The sequence below is a fragment of the Bradyrhizobium sp. NDS-1 genome, from assembly GCF_032918005.1.
Classification (GTDB): domain Bacteria; phylum Pseudomonadota; class Alphaproteobacteria; order Rhizobiales; family Xanthobacteraceae; genus Bradyrhizobium; species Bradyrhizobium tunisiense.
On the sequence record NZ_CP136628.1, the window covers coordinates 5,915,336 to 5,936,987 of the forward strand.

Annotated in this window: 17 protein-coding genes; 9 read left to right on the forward strand and 8 right to left on the reverse strand. The window is 64.9% G+C overall.

The window, feature by feature from the left end; all coding sequences use genetic code 11:
- Window position 1 precedes the first annotated feature (1 nt).
- Window positions 2–1,603 (reverse strand): B12-binding domain-containing radical SAM protein, encoded by a 1,602-nt coding sequence (locus RX330_RS27555; RefSeq protein ID WP_317240558.1) that lies wholly within the window; start codon window positions 1,601–1,603, stop codon window positions 2–4.
- Between the two features lie 302 nt (window positions 1,604–1,905).
- On the opposite strand from RX330_RS27555, the gene RX330_RS27560 reads away from it, so the two are divergent.
- The 7 genes from RX330_RS27560 (at window position 1,906) to soxA (ending at window position 8,074) form a co-directional block, all read left to right on the forward strand.
- Window positions 1,906–2,355, forward strand: a complete 450-nt coding sequence (locus tag RX330_RS27560) for a (2Fe-2S)-binding protein (RefSeq protein WP_317240559.1) — start codon at window positions 1,906–1,908, stop codon at window positions 2,353–2,355.
- A gap of 11 nt (window positions 2,356–2,366) precedes the next feature.
- Window positions 2,367–4,553 (forward strand): xanthine dehydrogenase family protein molybdopterin-binding subunit, encoded by a 2,187-nt coding sequence (locus RX330_RS27565; RefSeq protein ID WP_317240560.1) that lies wholly within the window; start codon window positions 2,367–2,369, stop codon window positions 4,551–4,553.
- 54 nt (window positions 4,554–4,607) lie between these two features.
- A complete protein-coding gene (locus tag RX330_RS27570) occupies window positions 4,608–5,879 on the forward strand; it encodes an NAD(P)/FAD-dependent oxidoreductase (protein WP_212081026.1) in 1,272 nt (423 codons plus the stop codon).
- A 211-nt stretch (window positions 5,880–6,090) separates the two neighbouring features.
- Window positions 6,091–6,510, forward strand: coding sequence for a sulfur oxidation c-type cytochrome SoxX (gene soxX / locus RX330_RS27575; RefSeq protein ID WP_249153031.1), 420 nt, complete (start codon window positions 6,091–6,093; stop codon window positions 6,508–6,510).
- A 3-nt stretch (window positions 6,511–6,513) separates the two neighbouring features.
- On the forward strand, window positions 6,514–6,981 hold the full coding sequence (locus tag RX330_RS27580) for a SoxY-related AACIE arm protein (RefSeq protein WP_212081025.1): 468 nt from the start codon (window positions 6,514–6,516) through the stop codon (window positions 6,979–6,981).
- Complete coding sequence (soxZ, locus tag RX330_RS27585) at window positions 6,981–7,298, forward strand: thiosulfate oxidation carrier complex protein SoxZ (RefSeq protein WP_212081024.1); 318 nt, start codon at window positions 6,981–6,983, stop codon at window positions 7,296–7,298. Before RX330_RS27580 ends, soxZ begins: the two co-directional genes overlap by 1 nt.
- Window positions 7,295–8,074, forward strand: a complete 780-nt coding sequence (gene soxA / locus RX330_RS27590; RefSeq protein WP_317240561.1) for a sulfur oxidation c-type cytochrome SoxA — start codon at window positions 7,295–7,297, stop codon at window positions 8,072–8,074. The genes soxZ and soxA overlap by 4 nt, the downstream gene beginning before the upstream one ends.
- A gap of 53 nt (window positions 8,075–8,127) precedes the next feature.
- Here soxA and RX330_RS27595 read toward each other — a convergent pair whose 3' ends face one another.
- The 3 genes from RX330_RS27595 to RX330_RS27605 all read right to left on the reverse strand — a co-directional run bounded on the left by RX330_RS27595 (window position 8,128) and on the right by RX330_RS27605 (window position 11,769).
- Window positions 8,128–9,795 carry a regulator gene (locus tag RX330_RS27595; protein WP_212081022.1) on the reverse strand — a complete coding sequence of 556 codons (1,668 nt, stop codon included), beginning with the start codon at window positions 9,793–9,795 and terminating at the stop codon, window positions 8,128–8,130.
- 10 nt (window positions 9,796–9,805) lie between these two features.
- Window positions 9,806–10,504, reverse strand: coding sequence for a cysteine hydrolase family protein (locus RX330_RS27600; RefSeq protein WP_317240562.1), 699 nt, complete (start codon window positions 10,502–10,504; stop codon window positions 9,806–9,808).
- Window positions 10,505–10,815: 311 nt separating this feature from the next.
- On the reverse strand, window positions 10,816–11,769 hold the full coding sequence (locus RX330_RS27605) for a hypothetical protein (protein ID WP_317240563.1): 954 nt from the start codon (window positions 11,767–11,769) through the stop codon (window positions 10,816–10,818).
- 162 nt (window positions 11,770–11,931) lie between these two features.
- On the opposite strand from RX330_RS27605, the gene RX330_RS27610 reads away from it, so the two are divergent.
- Entirely contained in the window at window positions 11,932–15,408 is a 3,477-nt protein-coding gene (locus tag RX330_RS27610) for an indolepyruvate ferredoxin oxidoreductase family protein (protein WP_317240564.1), read from the forward strand.
- A gap of 62 nt (window positions 15,409–15,470) precedes the next feature.
- On the opposite strand, the gene RX330_RS27615 is transcribed toward RX330_RS27610, so the two are convergent.
- From RX330_RS27615 to RX330_RS27630, 4 genes are all read right to left on the reverse strand, one after another.
- A complete protein-coding gene (locus RX330_RS27615; RefSeq protein WP_317240565.1) occupies window positions 15,471–17,198 on the reverse strand; it encodes an FAD-dependent oxidoreductase in 1,728 nt (575 codons plus the stop codon).
- Window positions 17,199–17,309: 111 nt separating this feature from the next.
- On the reverse strand, window positions 17,310–18,335 hold the full coding sequence (locus RX330_RS27620; RefSeq protein WP_212081017.1) for a S1C family serine protease: 1,026 nt from the start codon (window positions 18,333–18,335) through the stop codon (window positions 17,310–17,312).
- Between the two features lie 92 nt (window positions 18,336–18,427).
- Complete coding sequence (locus tag RX330_RS27625) at window positions 18,428–18,877, reverse strand: hypothetical protein (protein ID WP_317240566.1); 450 nt, start codon at window positions 18,875–18,877, stop codon at window positions 18,428–18,430.
- Between the two features lie 7 nt (window positions 18,878–18,884).
- Window positions 18,885–20,483: a GMC family oxidoreductase gene (locus tag RX330_RS27630; protein ID WP_317240567.1), complete on the reverse strand. Its 1,599-nt coding sequence runs from the start codon at window positions 20,481–20,483 to the stop codon at window positions 18,885–18,887.
- A 200-nt stretch (window positions 20,484–20,683) separates the two neighbouring features.
- On the opposite strand from RX330_RS27630, the gene RX330_RS27635 reads away from it, so the two are divergent.
- Complete coding sequence (locus tag RX330_RS27635) at window positions 20,684–21,472, forward strand: thermonuclease family protein (RefSeq protein WP_317240568.1); 789 nt, start codon at window positions 20,684–20,686, stop codon at window positions 21,470–21,472.
- Window positions 21,473–21,652 lie beyond the last annotated feature (180 nt).

The following is a 21,652-nucleotide window of genomic DNA, read 5'->3' on the forward strand; positions in this document are numbered from 1 at the left end:
ATCAAGCCGCCGTCACATCGACCGTCGCCGGCGCGGTTTCGTCGTCCAGCGCCGCCAGGCGCTCATCGATGGCAGCGATGACCTTGCGCGAGAACGGTCCGAGATGGGCGTAGGCGGCGATCATCTGCACGGCAATGCGCGCGGATGTCGTGTCGCGCTTGGCGCAGTTCATGAAGGTCTGCCACAGCGGTGCACGCGCCTCGGGAAGGGCGGTGACCACCTTGTGCACCGTCTCCATCGCACCGATCTTGGCGCGGATATCGCCTTCGGCGAGCTCGTGACGCTGCCTGGAACGGTCGAGCAGCGTCATCAGGCGGTCGACCCGTCCTGCATAGGCCGCCGGGCTGTAGACGTGCTCCAGCACCCGCTTGTAGTCCGTCAGGATGTCGCGCAGTGGGCGCACTGGATCGAAGTTGATCCCGGCCGTGCACTGATCCGCGCCGATTGTCGGCGCCACATCGTGGCCCGGATGCAGCCGGCCTTCGCGCTCCAGACGGCGCGTCAGCTGCGTGTTCGGCAGGGCATAGAGCAGTCCGACCATGCTGACGGGGATCGCCGCCTCTTCGATGAAGTCGATCATGGCGTCCGCCATCGAGACTTTCTCATTGTCGAATCCGACGATGAAGCCCGCGGTGACGAGCATGCCGGCGGCGTAGATTTTGTGGATGCTCTCGGCAATGTTGCGCCGCGTGTTCTGCTTCTTGCGCATCGCGATCAGCGTCGCCGGATCCGGACTCTCGATGCCGACGAAGATGGCGAAGAAATTCGCCGCCCCCATCAACTCCAATAGCTCGGGATCATCGGCCAGATTGACCGAGGCTTCGGTCGATAATTCGAACGGATAGCCATGGGTGCGCTGCCATTCGGCAAGCTTGGGCAGGAATTGCCGCAACGACTTCTTGTTGCCGATGAAATTGTCGTCGACGAAATCGAGATGGCCGCGATAGCCCATCTTGTAAAGCCTCTCGAGCTCCACGAACATCTGCTCGACCGTCTTGGTGCGCGGAACGCGTCCGTACAACTCGATGATGTCGCAGAACTCGCAGGTGAACGGGCATCCGCGGGAATATTGCACACCGAGATAGAGGTAGTCCTCGAACTTGAGCAGGTCGAAGCGCGGCACCGGCGTCTTGGTGACGTCGGCCTGGAACTTCGGCGCGGTGAAGGTGCCGGAGCGTGCCCCGCCCTCCCAGGCCGCGATGAAGTCGTCGATGACACTCTCGGCCTCGCCGAGCACCCGGAAGTCGGCCCGCTCATAGAGGTGGGGGCTGGAGGTGGGATCGGGACCGCCGACGACCACCGGCTTGCCGGCCGCGCGGCAGAGCTCGATCAGACGCAGCGTATCGGCTTGCTGCGGCATCATTCCGCCGGTGAAGACGACGTCGGCCCAGGCGATATCTTCGTCGCCGAAGGAGGCCGTGTTGCAGTCGATCAACCGGACCGTCCAGCTCTCGGGCAGCATGGCGGCAACGGTGATCAGGCCCAAAGGGGCCGCAGGGCGCTTCACGCCCAACACTTTGCAGGATTCACCGAAGGTCCAGAAGGACTCTGCTGAGAACAGCGGATAGAGCATCAGCACGTTGCAGGGGGTCGGCACCTTCATGGAACTCCTTTTGGCGTCAGCCCTAGTGTACCAAAGCGCCCAGATCTTGCACCCCGGCAAAAGGGACAAACTGTCGCCTGTCGGAACCGTCGCGCCAAGCCGCATGATCGGCGTTCAGGGAGGGGGGTCGCCGCCAGCCGCAATTTCCGGCAGCATGCGACGCCATCCGATCCAAAATCCTCTCGCGGCCGCGACAATCTTCGCCGGCCAACCCTCGGACTGTTGATTTGAACGGTTCCAGTTGGCCGGACAAAGTGCGCCCTGAGTTCAATCGGTGGATTGGGCCAATCAGGGGACTTGCGATGGCAAATCTAACAATCAACGGAAAAACCTTCACCCTCGACGTCGAGCCGGATACGCCGCTGCTCTGGGCGATTCGCGAGAATGCCGGCCTGACCGGCACTAAATATGGCTGCGGCATCGCACAATGCGGCGCCTGCACTGTTCACATCGACGGCGTGGCAATGCGTTCCTGCGGCATATCGGTCAGCGAGGCCGCAGACAAGAAGATCACCACGATCGAAGGGCTCGCCTCGGGCGATTCCCTGCACAAGGTGCAGGAAGCCTGGATCGCCCAGGACGTGCCGCAATGCGGTTATTGCCAGAGCGGCATGATCATGGCGGTGGCAGCGCTGCTGAGCGAAAAGCCGAAGCCGACCGATGCCGACATCGACGAGGCCATCACCAATATCTGCCGCTGCGGCACCTTCGCGCAGGTGCGCGAAGCGATCCACACGATCGCAAGCGCGTAAGGAAATCCCACATGAACAAGCATGTTTCGCCGCGGCTCAACCGCCGCGCCTTCGTCATCGGCACGGCCGCAGTCGGCGCCGGCCTGGCCATCGGCCTCGACATTCCCTTCGGCGGCCCCGCCGTGGTCCGCGCCGCCGACGGCTCGCCCGAGATCGGGGCCTGGGTCGTGGTCAGGCCCGATGACACCGTCGTGATTCGCATCGCCCGCTCCGAAATGGGCCAGGGCTCACTGACAGGCCTCGCCCAACTCGTCGCCGAGGAACTCGAATGCGACTGGACCAAGGTCACGACTGAATATCCGACGCCCGGCCAGAGCGTCGCGCGCAAGCGCGTTTGGGGCGATTTCTCGACCGGCGGCAGCCGTGGCATCCGCTCCTCGCAGGACTATGTCCGCAAGGGTGGCGCCACCGCGCGCGTGATGCTGATCCAGGCCGCCGCCGACGCATGGAAGGTGCCGGTCTCCGAATGCAAGGCTGCCAACAGCGTCATCACCCATACGCCATCGGGCAGGACCACGACTTACGGCAAGGTCGCCGAGGCTGCGGCGAAGCTGACGCCGCCGGCCGAGGTCAAGCTGAAGGATCCGAAGGACTGGCAGCTGATCGGCAAGGGCGTGAAGCGGCTCGACACCGTCGACAAGACCACCGGCGCCATGATCTACGGCGCCGACGTCAAGCTACCGGGCATGCTGAATGCCGCGATCAAGGACTGCCCCGTCTTCGGCGGCAAGCTGAAGAGCTTCGACGAAGCCAAGATCGCAAGCATGAAAGGCGTCAAGAAGGTCGTCAAGGTCGGCGATACCGCCGTCGCGGTCGTTGCCGACACCTGGTGGCACGCCAAGACCGCGTTGGAGGCGCTGCCGATCGTCTGGGACGAAGGCGACAACGCCAAGGTTTCCAGCGAGTCGATTGCGAAGTGGCTGGCCGAAGGCCTCGATGACAAGCAGCCGGCCTATGTCGGCAACAAGAACGGTGATGCCAAGGCGGCAATTGCCGGTGCCGCCAAGAAGGTCGAGGCCGTCTATTCCTATCCCTACCAGAACCACGCCACCATGGAGCCGATGAACGCCACCGCGCTCTACACCGCGGACAGATGCGAGGTCTGGTGCGGCACGCAGAATGGTGAGGCGGCGTTTGCCGCGGTGCTGGAGGCATCCGGCCTGCCGGCTGAGAAGTGCGACGTGCACAAGGTGATGCTCGGCGGCGGCTTCGGCCGGCGCGGCCAGACCGACTATGTCCGTCAGGCGGTCCTGATCGCCAAAGAGATGCCGGGCACGCCGGTCAAGCTGTTGTGGTCGCGCGAAGAGGATATGGCGCATGGCCGTTATCACCCGATCACCCAGTGCAAGATGACCGGCGCGTTCGACGCCAACAACAACCTGGTCGCGCTGCACTACCGGCTGTCCGGGCAGTCCATCCTGTTCTCGCTTCGCCCCGAAGCGTTGCAGAACGGCATGGATCCGGCGGCGTTCCAGGGCGTCGCCCAATCCGGCGAGGCCGCGTTCGGCTATTCGGTGCCGAACCTGTTAGTCGAGCACGCGATGCGCAACCCGCACGTTCCTCCGGGCTTCTGGCGCGGCGTCAACGTCAATCACAACGCGATCTACATGGAATGCTTCATGGACGAGCTGGCCCAGGCCGCAGGCCAGGACCCGCTCGAATTCCGCCGCAAGCTGATGGGCAATCATCCCAAGCATCTGGCGGTGCTCAATGCGGTCGCCGAGAAGATCGGCTGGACCACGCCAGCACCGCAGGGCATCTACCGTGGCATTGCCCAGGTCATGGGCTATGGCAGTTATGTCGCCGGCGCCGCCGAAATCTCAGTGACGGACGGCAGCAAGATCAAGGTGCATCGCATCGTCGCCTCCACCGACCCCGGCTACATCGTCAATCCGGCGCAGGTCGAGCGGCAGATCGCGGGCTCCTTCGTCTATGGCCTCTCTGCGCTGTTCTATGGCGGCTGCACCGTCAAGGACGGCAAGATCGAGCAGACCAACTTCGACACCTACAACTCGATGCGCATCAACGAGATGCCGAAGGTGGAATCGGTGATGGTGCCGAGCGGCGGGTTCTGGGGCGGCGTCGGCGAGCCGACCATCGGCGTTGCCGCGCCGGCCGTGCTCAACGCCTACTTCGCCGCGACCGGCAAGCGCGTCCGTTCGGTGCCGCTGCGCGACCAGAACATCACCTTTGCGTAAATGAGCGCTGCGGCTGCCAAGACGGCAGCCGCAGCATTTTTCCGGACAAGACTCATGAATGTGCCGGTGACACGACGGAATGCCGTCCTCGGCATTACCGGCGCGGCCACATCGCTCGTCGTACCGTCGTTCCTGCACGCGCAATCGGCGGGCCGCATCGTCGTGGTCGGCGGCGGCTTCGGCGGCGCCGCCTGCGCACGGGCGCTCAAACGCGCCGATGCGAGATTGCAGATCACGTTGATAGAGCCGAACAAGACCTTCATCTCCTGCCCGCTCAGCAACGCCGTGATTGCAGGCCTGCGGGAGATGGAGGCGCAGCATTTCGGCTATGACAAGCTTGCCGCCGACGGAATCGCCGTCGTCGCACAGGCTGCAACGGGCATCGACACGCAAAAGCGTAGCGTGACGACGGCCGATGGATCTGCGTTTGGCTATGACCGTCTCGTGCTATCGCCCGGCATCGACTTCCATCTCGAAGCCCTACCCGGCTATGACGACGCCGCATCGGAAAGGATGCCGCACGCCTGGAAGGCCGGCGCACAGACCCTTTTGCTGCGCAGGCAATTGGAGGCGATGGCCGACGGCGGCACGGTCGCCATTGCAATCCCGGCCAATCCCTCGCGCTGCCCGCCTGCGCCTTACGAACGCGCCAGCCTGATCGCGCATTACCTGAAGACGAACAAGCCGCGCTCGAAAGTGCTGATCCTCGACGCCAAGGACAGTTTCTCCCAGCAGCGGCTGTTCGAAACGGCCTGGAAGGAGCTTTATGGCGACATGATCGAGCGCATTGCGCTGTCGCAAGGCGGCCGCATGACTTCGGTTGATCCGGCGACCATGACCATCGTCACCGAGTTCGGCAACTACACGCCCGACGTCGCCAATGTCATCCCGCCGCAACGTGCGGGACGCATCGCCGAGATCGCGGGTGCTACGGATGCGACCGGCTGGTGCCCGATCGATCCCGTGTCCTTTGAATCAAAGCTCGCCCGGAACGTCCACATCGTCGGCGATGCATGCCTCGGCGGTGGCATTCCCAAATCGGCGTCGGCCGCAAGCGGACAAGGCAAGGCCTGCGCCGCCGCGATCGTCGCTTTGCTCGCGGGCCGAGCGCCGGAGGCACCACGGCTCACGGGCGTCTGCTACAACACCGTCGCCCCCGGTTACGGTTTTTCACTCGCCGGCAACTACCAGCCAAAGGGCGACATCTTCGCCGAGGTCGAGGGCGGCGCGACCAGCCCGGTCGATGCACCGCGCGAACTGCGGGCACGCGAGGCCGCGGAGACGGAGCGCTGGTTCGAAACCATCACGGCGGACACCTTTGGCTAGAGCAATGATGGGATCAGGCTGTCGCCATGCACGCAGTGCGCTCCCTTCCCCGCCTGCGGGGGAGGGTTTGGAAGAGGGTGTCACCACTCGCGAGAACCTCCCAGAGCAAAGAGCCCTCACCCGCGTCTTCGGCGCGGCCTCTCCCGCAAGCGGGAGAGGTAAGAGGAGCCCGCGGCTCGATCTCTCGTCTCACGCCCCTGTCGCTGCGCTGTTGGCCCTCAGTCTTGCACTTGCCACGAGCGCCACGGCGGACACGCTCGCGCCCTACAAAATCGTCGGCGACGGCATTCCGGCCTCGCTCACCGGCTCGCCCGGTGATGCCGCCCGCGGGCGCGCACTGGTACTCGCGCGCACGACGACCTGCATCCTCTGTCATTCCGGACCGTTTCCGGAGACGCGGTTCCAGGGAGACCTCGCGCCCGACCTCGCCGGCGCCGGGAACCGATGGACAGTGAGCCAGTTGCGGCTTCGACTGGTCGATGCGTCGCGTTTCAACGCACAGACCATCATGCCGTCCTATTATCGCAACGACGGCCTCGCGCGAGTCGGACGAAATTTCGCCGGCAAGCCGATCTTGTCGGCCACGGAGATCGAGGACATCGTGGCTTTTCTTGCAACGCTTCGGGACTAATTCATGCCAACCACGCGACGACAATTCCTGAACCTCGCCGGAGGCGTGACGGTCGCCGGGACCATCCCGATCGCGACGCTGCGACCGCTCGACGCCACGCCGGCCATGCTCACCACCGCGATCCGCAATGTCGTCGGCGAAGCGCAATTGCGCACCGGCAAGGTCAAGCTCGACATTCCGCCGCTGGTCGAAAACGGCAACACCGTGCCGATGACGGTCAGCGTCGCAAGCCCCATGACCGCGGATGACCACGTCAAGAGCATCCACGTTTTCAACGAGAAGAACCCGCAGCCGAACATCGGCAATTTCTATTTCGGTCCCTTCGCCGGCCGTCCCCAGGTCTCGACCCGAATCCGGCTCGCCGACACCCAGAAGGTGGTCGCGATCGCCCGCCTCTCCGACGACACTTTCTGGCAGGTTGCCGCAGAGGTCGTCGTGACGCTGGCCGCCTGCACCGAGGAGATGAACTGATGCCCGCGCTCATCAACGTTCCCGCAAAGGCCAAACGCGGCGACGTCATCGAGATCCGCACGCTGACCTCGCACATCATGGAAACCGGCTTCCGCCACACGGTGGACGGCAAGCTCGTGCCGCGCGACATCATCACGAGCTTTACCTGCCGCTACAACGGCGCCGAGGTTTTTCGCGCCGATCTGTTTCCGGCGATCGCGGCCAATCCTTATTTGTCGTTCTTCACGACCGCCAGGGAGAGCGGCAAGTTCGAATTCGAATGGATCGGCGACAACGGCTTTTCGTCCACCGCGTCGGCATCGATCATTGTCGAATGAGCGGTTGGCGCGCGATAGCAGCGGCAGCATTGTTCTCCGCGGCGCCTGGCCTGCTCGCCGGTGAACTCCCGCCCGAGGCGCGCCGGTCCGGTTATTCGTTCATGGGGCCGGAGACGCGCGCCATGCAGGATGACGACACGGCCAATCCGGGTATGCTGTTCGTGCTCGACGGCGAGGCGCTGTGGGGAAAGAAGACCGGCAATGCCGAGAAGGCCTGCGCAGATTGCCATGGCGATGCGCGCAGCAGCATGAAGGGCGTCGCCGCGCGCTACCCCGCCATCGACAAGGCGCTGGCGCGCCCGGTCACGCTCGACCAGCGCGTCAATCTGTGCCGCACCAATCACCAGCAGGCTACACCTCTGCCTTACGAAAGCCGCGACCTCCTGGCGCTGTCCGCTTTCGTCGCCCATCAATCGCGCGGCGCTCCGATCACCGCCGGCGATGATCCGGACCTCAAGCCCTACGTGGACCAGGGCCGTGACCTCTTCATGCAGCGCGAGGGACAGCTCAACCTCGCCTGCACCAATTGCCACGACGACAATTTCGACAAGCGCCTCGCGGGCGCGCCGATCACGCAAGGACAGCCGACCGGCTATCCGATTTACCGGCTGGAATGGCAGACGCTGGGATCGCTGGAGCGGCGCTTACGCAGTTGCATGAGCGGCGTGCGCGCCCAGGCCTATGATTACGGCTCGCCCGAGCTGGTTGCGCTCGAGCTCTATCTGATGTCGCGGGCGCATGGCCTGCCGATGGAGACGCCGGCGGTGCGGCCCTGAACGAGAACGGCTGGGATCACCCAGCCGTTCCGCAAGGAGCTTGACCTCGTTGACTACTCCGCCGGCGCGGCCGACATCTCCGTATGCGCGGCATAGTGTTCGCTGGCGCCGAGCTTGCTGGCCGCGAAAAGTCCGGCAGCCATCACGGCATAGGCCAGCGCGACAGCGGGCGTCACGCCAAATCCGCCGCCGATGCCGACGGCCTCGCCGTGCATGAAGCCGAAATAGGTCAGGACCGCACCGACCAACGCGAAGGCCGATGCCTTCTCGAAGTCACGCTCGATGATGAAGACACCGATCGCTCCCAGGATGAGGCCACCGAGGATGGAGCCGCCGCCCATCACCTCCAACCCGTGGTAGAACACACCCTGCTGCGGCAGCGCCGCGATCGCGGCGGCCTTGACCGCGTCCGCCTTGTCGGCAGCGAGCCCGCCGACAGTTGTCGCCGCCATCATGGTCGAGCCCAGCATGGTGTCGATCTGCAGCTTGGCCCAGGCGGCGAGATGCGGCGTCAGCGCCAGCACAACCGCGGGCGCGTGCTTGACCGGCGTGGTCTGGAACGCCTGCGCGCCGATCAGCATGCCGATATAGAGCAGGATCGGCGAAATCGCGACGACAGGCACCAGCGCCAGCAGCACCGAGATGATGCCGAACCAGGACAGCAGGACGACCATGACCCCGGTCGCGGCCGAATAGCCGATCCGGCCGCCCATGGCCTTCCAGCCGGGATGGCCGATATAAACCGCGTTGATGAAGGGATTGCCCATCAGGCAGCCGATCAGGCTGACGACACCGTCGGCCGTGAGCACCCGCGTGGTCGGATATTCGTCGCCGGCGGCTTCCGCGCTCTCGACATTGTCCATGGCCTCGACGAGGTCGTAGATGCCGAACGGAATGGCGGTGACGAGAATGATGCCGAGGAATTCGAAGCCGGAGAAGACGTAGCCCAAGGCGGGAATCGGCACCGAGAAGCCGAAGTTTGCGAAGGCGTCACCAACGCCCTTGATGCTCAGCCCGCCGAGACCGAGGCCGAACAGGTTCGAGCCCCAGGCGATGACCATGCCGACGGCGATCGCAACGAGGCCGGCCGGAATGCCGCGCCAATACTTCACGCCACCGAACCAGCTCACCAGGATAATGGCGAAGCAGACGAGACCGATCTGCGGCGTCATGTACATCTCCAGCGCCGGCCGCATCGAGATGAAGGTGACGGAGACGCCGGCGAGCGTGCCGAGCAGCGCCGCCCGCGGCGTGATCTTGCGGATGAACGGCGCGATGAAGCCGCCGATCATGAGAATGAAGCTCTGGAAGAACACCCAGACCAAGCCGGCCGACCAACCCTTGAGGGGGTCACCGGTCTTGATCGTGATCGGCAGCATGATCACGAAGGTGACGATGAACATGTGCGGCACGCTGACGCCTGACGGCAACGCGCAGACGTCGCTGCGGCCGGTCTTCTGCGCCAGACGATAGGCGAGGTACGCATAGTAGAAGGTGGAGAGACACATCATCAGCCCAAGCGCGGGCAGGATGCGACCGAACACAAGGCTGTCCGGCATCTTCAAGACGAAGCGCAGCAAGCCCGTGAGCACCAGCATGTTGACGAGGATGTTGGTGCCGAAGCCGAAAAACGCATTCCAGTCGCCCGAGGTCCATAGTGCCGGCTTGAACCCGGACCGATCGATTTCAGATTTGCCGGCCATCCCCGTCAATGCGCTCATGATACTGCCCCTATGTTGTCGAAATCCTCATTGCTTCCAACACTGCGGCGGAGTCCGTAACCCAGCCGAAGATGCCGCCCTGGGCCTTGATCATCTTCAGGCCCATCTCGTGAAACTCGGGAAAGTAGGACGCGCAACCGTCCGACATGACGACGCAGCGATAGCCGCGGTCGTTGGCCTCGCGCACCGTGGTGTTGACGCACACTTCGGTGGTGACGCCGCACACCAGCAGGTTCTCGATGCCGTATTTCTCCAGCACGTCAGTTAGCTCGGTGGCGTAGAACGCGCCCTTGCCGGGCTTGTCGATCACGATTTCGCTGTCGAGCGGATAGAGCTCGGGAATGATGTCGTGACCGGCCTCGCCGCGAATGAGAATGCGGCCCATCGGGCCGGGATCGCCGATACGCAAGGACGGCGCGCCGCGCTCGACTTTCGCCGACGGCGCATCGGAGAGATCGGGCAGATGGCCCTCGCGGGTGTGGATCACCAGCATGCCGGTGTCGCGCGCCGCCTGCAGCACGGCACCGATCGGCTTCACCGCGCGCGCAAGCTGGCTGACATCGTTGCCGAGAGTCTCGCCGAACCCCCCGGACTCCATGAAGTCGCGCTGCATGTCGATGATCAGGAGCGCGGTGGCGGGCCAGTCGAGCGTGATCGGCTCAGGCTCGGCGCTGATGACACCCAATGTCGGCTTGCTCGAACTCAGCATGACGGCCGCCCCTCGCGAGAACTGCGCCGGGAGTTCTGCAAGCGGCGTGCCATTGTGTACAATTGCGGTGGAGCGTGGGCGGCGAGAGAATTCGCTGCATGCTCAGAAACTTACGCGGGCGACCGATACCTGCTTATTCCCTGTGCGACGGCTTTGCGACGTGCATCTGCTCAAAGGATGAGCGGCAATCCGCGGTCATTCCGGGGCGACCCTTGAGCGTCGAACCCGGAAATCCATCCGGCCGCAGAACGTGAGGCGAAATGGATTCCGGCCTCGCGCTACGCGCCCCGAAATGACCGCAGAGTGTGATGCTACCGCCCCGCCCCATACAGCTGCCGATACTCGTCCTCATACGGCGCGTAGGAATCCTTCAGCGTCGCCATGTTCAGCAGCATGGTCGCCACCAACGTGCCCGCCTTGTCGAACACGCGCGTCCTGGCCCAGGCGCTTTCGGTACGGCGGCTGCCGGAGAGCGCGACCACCTCGCGCTCGACCTCGTAGTCCTCGTCGACGAAGAGCGGCCCCTTCACCAGCCTGATTTCCTGATCGGCGAACAGGCCGACGGCCGGTCCCTTGGCCGGCAGCGGATCGTCCTTGGAGCGGTACTGGAACAGCACGCTCAGCATCTCCATCGGAATGATGGGCTTGCGCCACGGATTATCGGCGCCGGAATAATATGGCGAGCCCTCGGTGATCACGGCGAGCTTCTGCCGGAGGGTGAATGGATAGAGATCGCCCATGTTCTGGTCGAAGGCCATGCGGACCGACTGCCGCCTTCCGGTGTGGGCCACCTTCACGTCGCGGAGGATCACGGGGTCCGTGAGCGGCTTGAGCTCGGCGAGACGCGCCTCGAGCGCGGTCGCTGCGTGCGGCTCTCCGACCGAGGCGGTGCCGCGCAGCACCTCGGTGCCGTCGCGCTTGAGCATCTGGACCTGGCACTGGCTTGTGCCGGGCAGCGGCTTCGACAAGATCGCCTGCACCTCCTCGCCTTCGTAGCAGACGCTGCGGTAATGCGCGGAGAGACACCCCGTCTCGAACCAGTCGCGTCCCCAGAGCCGTTCGCCGAGCGGCGCGAACTGGCTGAAATGGGTCGGCCCCTCGATGGTGCCGCCCTTGAAGCCAAGCTTCTGCGCGGTGGCGTCGTCATGGATGGAGGCGTGCGCGTCGTAGGTTTGCGCCTGAAGCATCTGGCGCGGCCCACGCCACGGCCCGATCAGGGCCTCGGCCGTCTCCGTGATCTCGGTGTCGAATGCGTTTGCCATCATGGTTCTCTCCACAGGCAGCCATGACTAGCAGGACCGCCACGGATGCGGCCAGCGATATTGACTTCGCTGGCGCATGCTTTTGACTGTCACAATTCGCGTCGCGCAGCCGTAATCCCTCCCGCAGCGCAAACCCACGCTCGAACGTAAACCGAGGACTTCCGAATGACGCTGTTGCAGGTCGAGCTGGACGACAAATACCGGCTCGAATCGAAGCGGATCTTCCTGTCCGGCACGCAGGCCCTGGTCCGCCTGCCCATGTTGCAGCGCGAACGCGACCGGCTGCAGGGGCTCAACACCGGCGGCTTCATCTCGGGCTATCGTGGTTCGCCGCTCGGCATGTACGACCACGCGCTGTGGCGCGCGAAGTCGCACCTCCAGCAGCACGACATCGCCTTCGTCCCCGGTCTGAACGAGGATCTGGCGGCAACCGCCGTCTGGGGCAGCCAGCAGGTCGGCCTGTTTCCCGGAGCCAAGGTCGATGGCGTGTTCGGCATCTGGTACGGCAAGGGGCCCGGCGTCGACCGTTCGGTCGATGCGCTCAAGCATGCCAATGCGGCCGGCACCTCCCTCAATGGCGGCGTGCTGGCGCTGGCCGGCGACGATCATGGCTGCCAGTCCTCGACGCTGGCTCATCAGAGCGAGCAGGTGTTCGCGGCGGCGCTGATTCCCGTGATCAATCCAGCGACGCTGCAGGACTATCTCGATCTCGGCCTCTACGGCTTCGCCCTATCACGCTTCTCCGGCTGCTGGGTCGGCTTCAAGGCGATCAGCGAGACCGTCGAGAGCTCGGCGTCCATCTACAGCGATCCCGAGCGTATCCAGATCAGGCTTCCCGACGATTTCGAGATGCCGCCCGGCGGCCTCAATATCCGCTGGCCGGATCCGCCGCTGGAGGCTGAGAAGCGCCTGTTCGGCCCGAAGATGGCGGCGGTGCAGGCCTTCGCCCGCGCCAACCAGCTTGACCGCATCGTGCTCGATTCCAAACCGGCACGCCTTGGCATCGTCGCGACCGGCAAGGCCTATCTCGACCTGCGCCAGGCCCTCGCCGACTTAGGCATCACCGACAAGGACGCGCAGGATCTGGGCCTTCGCATCTACAAGGTCGCGATGACCTGGCCGCTGGAGGAGAGCGGCGCGAAACGTTTCGCCGAAGGTCTTCAGGACGTGCTGGTGGTCGAGGAGAAGCGCGGCTTCATCGAAGACCAGTTGATGCGCATCCTCTACAATATCGATGCGTCCAGGCGCCCGACCGTCACCGGCAAGCGTGACGAGCGCGGCGCGCCGCTACTGCCGAGCGAGGGTGAGCTGACGCCGACGATCGTTGCCTCCGCCCTCGTCGCACGACTGCGCAAGCTCGGTCATCACAGCCCGGTGCTTGAGCAGCGGCTGGCGCGGCTCGAGGCTTTCGACAATCCCGTCACCACCAGCGCGCCGATCAAGCTCGCGCGCACGCCGTTTTTCTGCTCGGGCTGTCCGCACAACACGTCGACGCGCGTGCCGGAGGGCAGCCGCGCCATGGCCGGCATCGGCTGCCACGGCATGGCCCTGAGCATGCCCACCCGCCGCACCGATCTGATCTCGCATATGGGCGCCGAGGGCGTGAACTGGATCGGCCAGTCTCCCTTCACGACCGAGACCCACATCTTCCAGAATCTCGGCGACGGGACTTATACTCATTCCGGTCTTCTGGCACTGCGCGCCGCCTCCGCCGCCGGCATCAACATCACGTACAAGATCCTCTACAACGACGCGGTCGCCATGACCGGCGGCCAGCCGGCCGAAGGCGCCTTCAACGTCGCGCAGATCGCCCATCAAGTCTGGGCCGAAGGCGTCAAGCGGCTCGCGATCGTCTCCGACGATCCGAGCAAATACCCGCAAGGCAATTACTTCCCGCAAGGCGCGACCATCCATCATCGCCGCGAACTCGATGCCGTGCAGTGCGAGCTGCGCGATATCAAGGGTCTCACGGCCATCATCTACGACCAGACCTGCGCCGCGGAAAAGCGCCGCCGCCGCAAGCGCGGGCTCTATCCCGATCCTGCCAAGCGCGCCTTCATCAACGAACTGGTCTGCGAAGGCTGCGGCGATTGCTCGCAGGCCTCCAATTGCGTCTCAGTGCAGCCGCTGGAGACCGAGTTCGGCCGCAAGCGCCAGATCGACCAGTCGAACTGCAACAAGGACTTTTCCTGCGTCGAGGGCTTCTGCCCGAGCTTCGTCACCGTCCATGGCGGCACGCTCAAACGCATGAAGACCTCAGGGGTCGATTCCGGTCAGCTGTTCGCCGACCTGCCGCTGCCGCCGGTACGCGAGCTGGACGGCCCCTACAACATCCTCGTCACCGGCATCGGCGGCACCGGCGTCATCACCATCGGCGCCCTGCTCGGCATGGCCGCCCATGTCGACGGCCGTGGCTGCTCGGCGCTCGATTTCACCGGCCTGTCGCAGAAGAACGGCGCAGTGATGAGCCACGTCCGCATCGCGCCGAAGCCCGAGGACATCTCCGCGGTCCGCATCACCACCGGCGGCGCCGACGTCATCCTCGGCTGCGACATGATCGTCTCGGCGGGCCCCTCCGCGCTCAGCCGCGCCGAGCGCGGCGTGACGAAGGCCTACGTCAACGCCGATTTGCAGCCGACCGCGAGCTTCGTGCAGAATCCCGATCTCGACTTCGAGATGGGCACGATGCAGACCGTGCTGCGCGACGCGGTCGGCGACAAGAACCTCGACATCATCGATGCGACGGGCATTGCTTCAGCGCTGATGGGCGATTCCATCGCGACCAATCCCTTCATGCTCGGCTTCGCCTTCCAGAAGGGCGCCATCCCGCTGTCGCTCGACGCCCTGCTCCGCGCCATCGAGATCAACGGCGCCGCGATCGAGATGAACAAGCTCGCCTTCACCTGGGGCCGTCTCGCCGCCCACGACATGTCGCGCGTGCGCAGCGTGCTTCAATTCAAGAGCCGGGCATCGGCACCGACGAAGTCGCTCGACGATATCATCGCGACCCGCGCCGAATTCCTGTCCGGCTATCAGGACAAGGCCTACGCCGACCGCTACCTCGCGGCCGTTGCCAAGGTGCGCAAGGCCGAGACATCGGCCTCGCCCGCGTCCACGGAGCTGACCGAGGCTATCGCGAAAAACCTGTTCAAGCTGATGTCCTACAAGGACGAATATGAGGTCGCCCGGCTTTATACCGAGGGCAGCTTTGCCAAGAAGGTGTCGGAAAAGTTCGACGGGGACTTCACGCTGAAGTACCATCTCGCTCCGCCGATCTTCGCGAAACGCGACAAGGCGACCGGACGTCTCCGGAAGCAGGAGTTCGGCGGCTGGATGATCCACGCCTTCCGCGTGCTGGCCCGGCTGAAATTTCTGCGTGGCGGCGCGTTCGATCCGTTCGGCCGCACAGAGGAGCGCCGGACCGAGCGCAAGCTGGTCGGGGACTATCTTGGGATGATCGACCAGCGGATCGTAGGGCTGCAAGCGGCGCAGATTCCGCTGCTGACGCGGCTGGCCCGCGTGCCCGAGACGATCCGCGGCTTCGGCCACGTCAAGGAAGCCAACATCAAGCTGGCCTCGGCCGAGACGGCACGGTTGGAAGCGGAGCTCGACAACAGCCGCTTTGCGGCCGCCGCCGAGTAGCCGTTAGGCGCGAGCGTCTCTCCACGTCATTGGGAATGACGTGGATGTAGCAGAGACGAAAATCAGAAAGACGCCTTCGCGGCACTCGACGACGCTGCCACCGCCGTCCCCTCCGCCAGATGCCGGCCTGCGATATATCCGAACGTCAGCGCCGGGCCGAGCATGATCCCCGGTCCCGGACAGTTTCCGTTCATGATCGAGCCCATGTCGTTGCCGCAGGCATAGAGGCCGGCAACCGGCGTGCCGTCCTCGCGCAGCACGCGGGCCAGCGCATCGACCTTCATGCCGATCGCGGTGCCGAGGTCCGCCGGATGGATACGCATCGCGAAGAACGGCGCGCGGGTGATCGGCGCGACGCAGGGGTTGGGCTTGTGCCTGATATCGCCGAGGTGGCGCTGGTAGACGGTGCTGCCGCGGCCGAATTCGCCGTCGCGGCCCTCCTTTGCATCGGCGTTGTAGCTCGCGATCGTCGCCGTGAGAACGGACGGCTTGACGCCGATCCTGGTCGCGAGCTCTACGATATCAGGAGCCTCGATCAACTCGCCGCTCGCCACAAAACGCCGATAGCGGCGCGTGAACGGCTTGATGCGACCGAGGCCGTAAGCCCACAGGAACGCGCGGTCGCAGATCAGGTAGAACGGCAGGGCCGGCTCGCGATTGCCATCACGGAGCATGGCGAGAACGAATTCGTGGTACGACAGCGCCTCGTTGACGAAACGCCGGCCCGCGGCATTGACCGCGATCACGCCGGGCTTGGCGCGGTCGGTCGCCATATGCGGATACACGCCGCGGCTGCCGTCGGCGCGGAGGAACAGCGAGGCCGGCGCCCAATAGGCCGGGCTGGTCGCGTCCGTGTTGAGGGCGGCGCCGACTGTGGCCGCAAGCCGAAGTCCGTCGCCCCTCGCTGATGAGTTCGTCGCCGAAACAAATCCGGCTGCCGCCGGGAAGAAACGCTTGCGCAACACGGCGTCGTGCGAGAAGCCGCCGGTCGCGAGAACCACGCCGCGACGCGCTGCAATTGGGCGGTCACGGGAGCCATGACAGATCACCACGCCCGCGACACGATCGCCCTGCATCAACAGGTCTTCGACGTCGGCGCCGAAGAGAATCTCAACCCGCCGCGCCAGCAGCGACGCGTACAGTCGCCCAGCAAGCGCATTGCCGAGATGCAGCGTCGTGCCGCGCTGGCTGCGCAGCCGCTGCAATGCATATTCGGAAACCAGCCGTGCCGCGCGCAGGGTCGAACGCAGCGATCTTCCCGCCTTCCGCAGGTGTGGAATGTCGATCGGGTTGACCATCATCCCGCCCAACAATGTGAACTCCGGCAGCGGCGGCCGCAATCGCGCAAAAGCCTTGCCGAGCCGCGCACCATCGAACGCGATCGGCTCAAGCACGCGGCCCGCGGTCGCTCCCAGCCGTTCCGGATAATAGTCCGGACAGGCCTTCACCGGCTGGAGCCGCAGTTCGGTGTTGGCTTCGAGCCAGGCGACCGCCTCCGGCCCGCGCGCGAGGAAGGCGGCGCGCAGGCCGGCATTGGCGGGCTCGGGCACCGTGCTCGACAAATATTGAACGGCATCAGCGACGCTGTCGGAGAGCCCTGCCTCCTTCATCTTGGCATTGGCGGGGATCCAGACCATCCCGCCGGACCAGGCGGTGGTGCCGCCGACGAACGCGGTCTTCTCGATCACCAGCACGCGCAGGCCTTCGGCAGCGGCCACGGCCGCCGCCGTCATGCCACCGGCACCGGCGCCGATGACAATGACGTCGTAGGTCTCATGCGCCGGCATCATGCGGCAAGGCTCGACAGGCGAGGCATGACACCGTCATACCCTGCCGCGACCGTGGAACGCTCTATTTTTTGCACATGATCTTAACGGAAAACCGTTTCGGACTTTTCCGGATCATGTGCTGCGTCGCGGCTTGCGCTCGATCGGGTCGATCTCGATCGCCCGCAGTCGGCCGAGCCGCAGCACGTCCATGGCAAGCCGCCGGCCGATCCGGTCGCGGTCGAGCACACGGATCAGATCGTCGACGCCGTTGATCTCGACGCCGTCGAGCCTGATCACGACGTCGCCGGGCAACAGGCCGGCATTGGCCGCCGGACCGTCCGGCTCGATCTGCGCGAGCAGCGCGCCCATCTTGTTGTCGATGCCGGCCAGCACGGCATGCCGTCGCGGGATCGGTGCGGTCTGCCCGGCGACGCCGATATAGGCGCGGCGAACATAGCCGTGGCGGATGATCTCCGACAGCACGAATTGCGCGGTGTTGCTGGCGACTGCGAAGCAGATGCCTTGGGCGCCGTTGATGATGGCCGTGTTGATGCCGATCACCTCGGCATTCGAGGACAGCAGCGGGCCGCCGGAATTACCAGGGTTGAGCGCGGCATCGGTCTGGATCACGTCCTCGATGGTGCGACCACTGACCGAGCGGATCGAACGTCCGAGCGCCGAGACCACGCCAGCCGTGACGGTCGATTCGAAGCCGAGCGGGTTGCCGATCGCGATCACGAGCTGGCCGCGCCGCAAGGTCTTGGAGTTGCCGAGCGCGGCATAGGGCAAATGGCGCACGCCGTCAGCGCGCAGCAGCGCAAGATCGGTGTCAGGATCAACGCCGAGCACCTGCGCCTCGCCCACGTGGCCCTCGACGTCCCGCAGCCGGATCTCCCTGGAAGAGCCGACCACATGGCTGTTGGTGAGAACGAGTCCGTCCGGCGAGATCACGATGCCGGAGCCGAGCCCGCCGCGCTCGCGTCTATCAGGCACTTTCGGCCCGGTCTCCACCCGCACGACAGCAGGTCCGACGCGGTCGGTCACGTCGATCACGGCATTGGAATAGGCGTCCAGCAAGACCCGATCATCGGCCGGCACAGACGCTGTCGTTCGCGATGACGAAGCGTCATCGACGATATCTGAGGTGAAATCCAGCATGGCAAAAGTCCTTGGAGGCTCACACAGATGGTGGCCTGCTCCCTGCCGCGCAAGGTGCGCATCTTGCGCGCAGGGCTGGACTGCCCAGATGGCTAGGGCGCCCGCCTCAGCGAGCCGCCTCTTGCCTTGACCGGGTCGAGCAGGGACCAGTCTCCATCCGGGAGCACATGGCCCTTGGGGAACGGCGCGCGCAGCTCGATCCCGAGCGAACCCAGCACGCGGTCGTCGCGGTAGTAGCATTGCAGCACGACGCGCACGAGCGTCACCGCGGCGGCACCGCCACTCTTGCGGAACTCCTGGGCCACCGCATCGCGTCTCGTGGCATCGAGCTCGGCCAGCGGCGCGCCGGCGAGCCGCGCCAGATGATCCAGCGCCGCCGCCACCAATTTGGTGTCGCGGCCGAGCGTTGCGAGCATGTCGGCCTGGATCGCGGGATCGTCGGCTCCGGGCACCTTGTACTCGTCGCTGGCCGGAACGATCAACGCGGCTATGGTGCGCAGATCGTCGCGCTGCCTGCCTGTCAGTTGGTTGTCTGCGGACATCACAGCCTCAATCGAACAAATTGGCGAGGCGCTGCTTCATCTGATCGGCGATGTAGAGCGCGAGGGCCTGGATGGTCGAGGTCGGGTTGACCCCGCCCGAGGTGACAAAGATGCTGCCATCGACGATGAACAGATTCTTCACGTCGTGCGTGCGGCCCCATTCGTTGACGACGGAGCGTTCGGGGTCGGCGCCCATCCGCGCGGTGCCGAGCAGATGCCAGCCGCCCCAGGGGATCGGCGAGTTGACGCAGATGTCGGTCGCACCTGCGGTCTCGAGAATCTCTCGGCCGCGCGCGAGCGCATAATCCATCATCCTTTGACTGTTCTCGCTGATCGTGTAGTCGATCTTCGGCGCGGGAATGCCGTGGCTGTCCTTCAGCACCGGATCGAGCGTGACGCGATTGTGCTCCTCCGGCAGGTCCTCGCAGATCGCGGAGAATCCCAAGCGATGACCGTTGAGCTTGCGGAAGACGCGGTGATGATCTTCGCCCCATGGCAGAATGCCCTTCTGCTCGCTGACGACGGCCTCGAACACCGGCCCGGCCCCGCGCACGAACTGGACGCCGAAGCCCCGGACGAAGCCGCGCGAGAGATCCGTGTCATACCATTCCTTGCTCCACAGGCAGGTCGGCGGCGCGCGGTTGCTGTCGGTCGGCTCCTTCACATAGCCGTAGATCTGCGCATAGGGGTGAAACATCAGGTTCTTGCCGACGAGGCCGGACGAATTTGCCAGCCCGTTCGGAAAGCGGCCTGAGGCCGAGTTCAAGAGCAGCCGCGGCGTGCCGACGCCGTTGCAGGCGATGATGACGACATGCGCGGGCTGGAACTGCTCGACGCCGTCCTTGTCGTAATAGACCACGCCCGAAGCCATGCCGTTCTCGTCGGTGGTGATCTCGCGCACCCGGCAATGTGTGCGCAGCTCGACGCCCGCGCGGATCGCATGCGGCCAATAGGTGATGTCGGTGGACGACTTTGCCCCTTGCGCGCAGGCCGGCGTGCAATGGCCGAGATTGATGCAGCGCGCGCGGCCCTCATAGTCCATCGTCGCGACCGTGGTGTCGGACGGCCACCAGTGCCAGCCGAGCTTGTTCATGGCTTTGCCGATGATGGCGCCGGACAATCCGAGCGGCTGCTGCGGCATCGGCGGATGCGTCAGCGGCGAGAGCGGATCGCCTGACAAGCCGGATGTGCCCATCATGCGGTCGTTCTCTTCGAAAAACGGGCTCAGTGCGTCATAGTCGATCGGCCAGTCGTCGGCGATGCCGTCGAGCGTCTTCGCCTTGAAGTCGGAGGGATGCAGCCGCGGCCAGTGCGCGGTGTACATCACCGTGGAGCCGCCGACCGCGTTGTAGTTGACGACCTTGATCGGGGAATTGTCGTCGTTAACGGGATAGTCCTCGGGCCGGCCACGCACGTTGGGGCTTGACGACCATTCGCCGTAGAACTTCGCCTCCCAGTCGCGGCCCGTGCTTGGATATTCCGCCGGGTTCATCCAGCCGCCCTGCTCCAGGCAGAGAATGTGCATCTTGGTCTCGGCCAGCGACCACGCTACCGCAGCGCCCGAAGCGCCGGCGCCGATGATCAGGACGTCCACGGGGTCTTTCATCGAAACCTTTTCCTCCCGCCCTCGCCGCTTTCCGGGCGATTCGGCCTGCACGGTTCGCAAGGCCCGCGAACGATAGGATCAGAGCGGGCGGGGAGTAAAGCCGCGAGGCCGGAATGTCGCACTTCGCGGGGTGCAGACCATTGGTATCGCCACGTCCGAATGCTAGGAACAGGCGCCCGAGCCATCCATAGCGAGACCGTATGTCCTTCCGAAATGTCTTTGCCGCAGCCCGCGCTTTTGCGCTCGTTGGGTTTTTCGTCTTGTCCGGATTCCTGGCCTCCTCCGAGCCGGCTTCCGCGCTGACTGGGACCGCGACCGTCCGCGACGGCAACTCCATCCAGCTTGGCGACGCCACCTATCGGCTCGACGGCGTCGACGCGCCCGAGCTGGACCAGGTCTGTATCGACGATCACGCCGATCCCTGGACCTGCGGCATCGAGGCGCGCGACCAGTTGGCCAAGCTGATCGGCAAGCGGACGGTGCGCTGTGACGATGTCGGGCCGGAGAAGAGTTTTGGCAAGCGGCACCGGGCGATCTGCACGGCCGAGGGCGACAAATCGACTTTGAACGAACAGCTGATCAAGCTCGGCTTTGCCGTCGCGCGGGAGCCGATCAAGGCGAACGTCAAGCCGGTTGCGGCCGAAGCCAAGACAGCCGCCGTCGGGATCTGGAAGGGCTGCTTTGTTGCGCCGCAAGACTTCCGCGCCGGCAAGAAGGACGGCGCGCTGCTGGGCGCTGCCTGCCGCCAGGACCGAGACAAGGAAATCCGCGCCGTGCTGTTCCCCGAGGAGCTGACGATGCCGCCGAGCTGCAGCATCAAGGGCAAGCTTGCAGTGCGCGCCCGCGTCACCGGCAATATCGGCATCTATCACCTGCGGGGCTGCCCGAGCTACCCGGCGACGACCAAGCCGGACCGCTGGTTCTGCTCCGAGGACGACGCCCAGGCAGCCGGCTTTCGCAAGGCCTATAATTGCCGCCGGCCAAAGTGAGAAAATCGTTCACGCATCCGTGAGTGGTAGTCCGGGTCCGTATTGATCCGGAATTGAACTTCATCGGGAGTTGCCGCATTTGTATGCGTACGCAAGCGCTTGCGCATGCGTTCCTTGGCAGCAATCCGGCTCCGGCCCGATTGCCTTGCTTGGGCGTTTCCTCCCTAGACTTGGACCGCT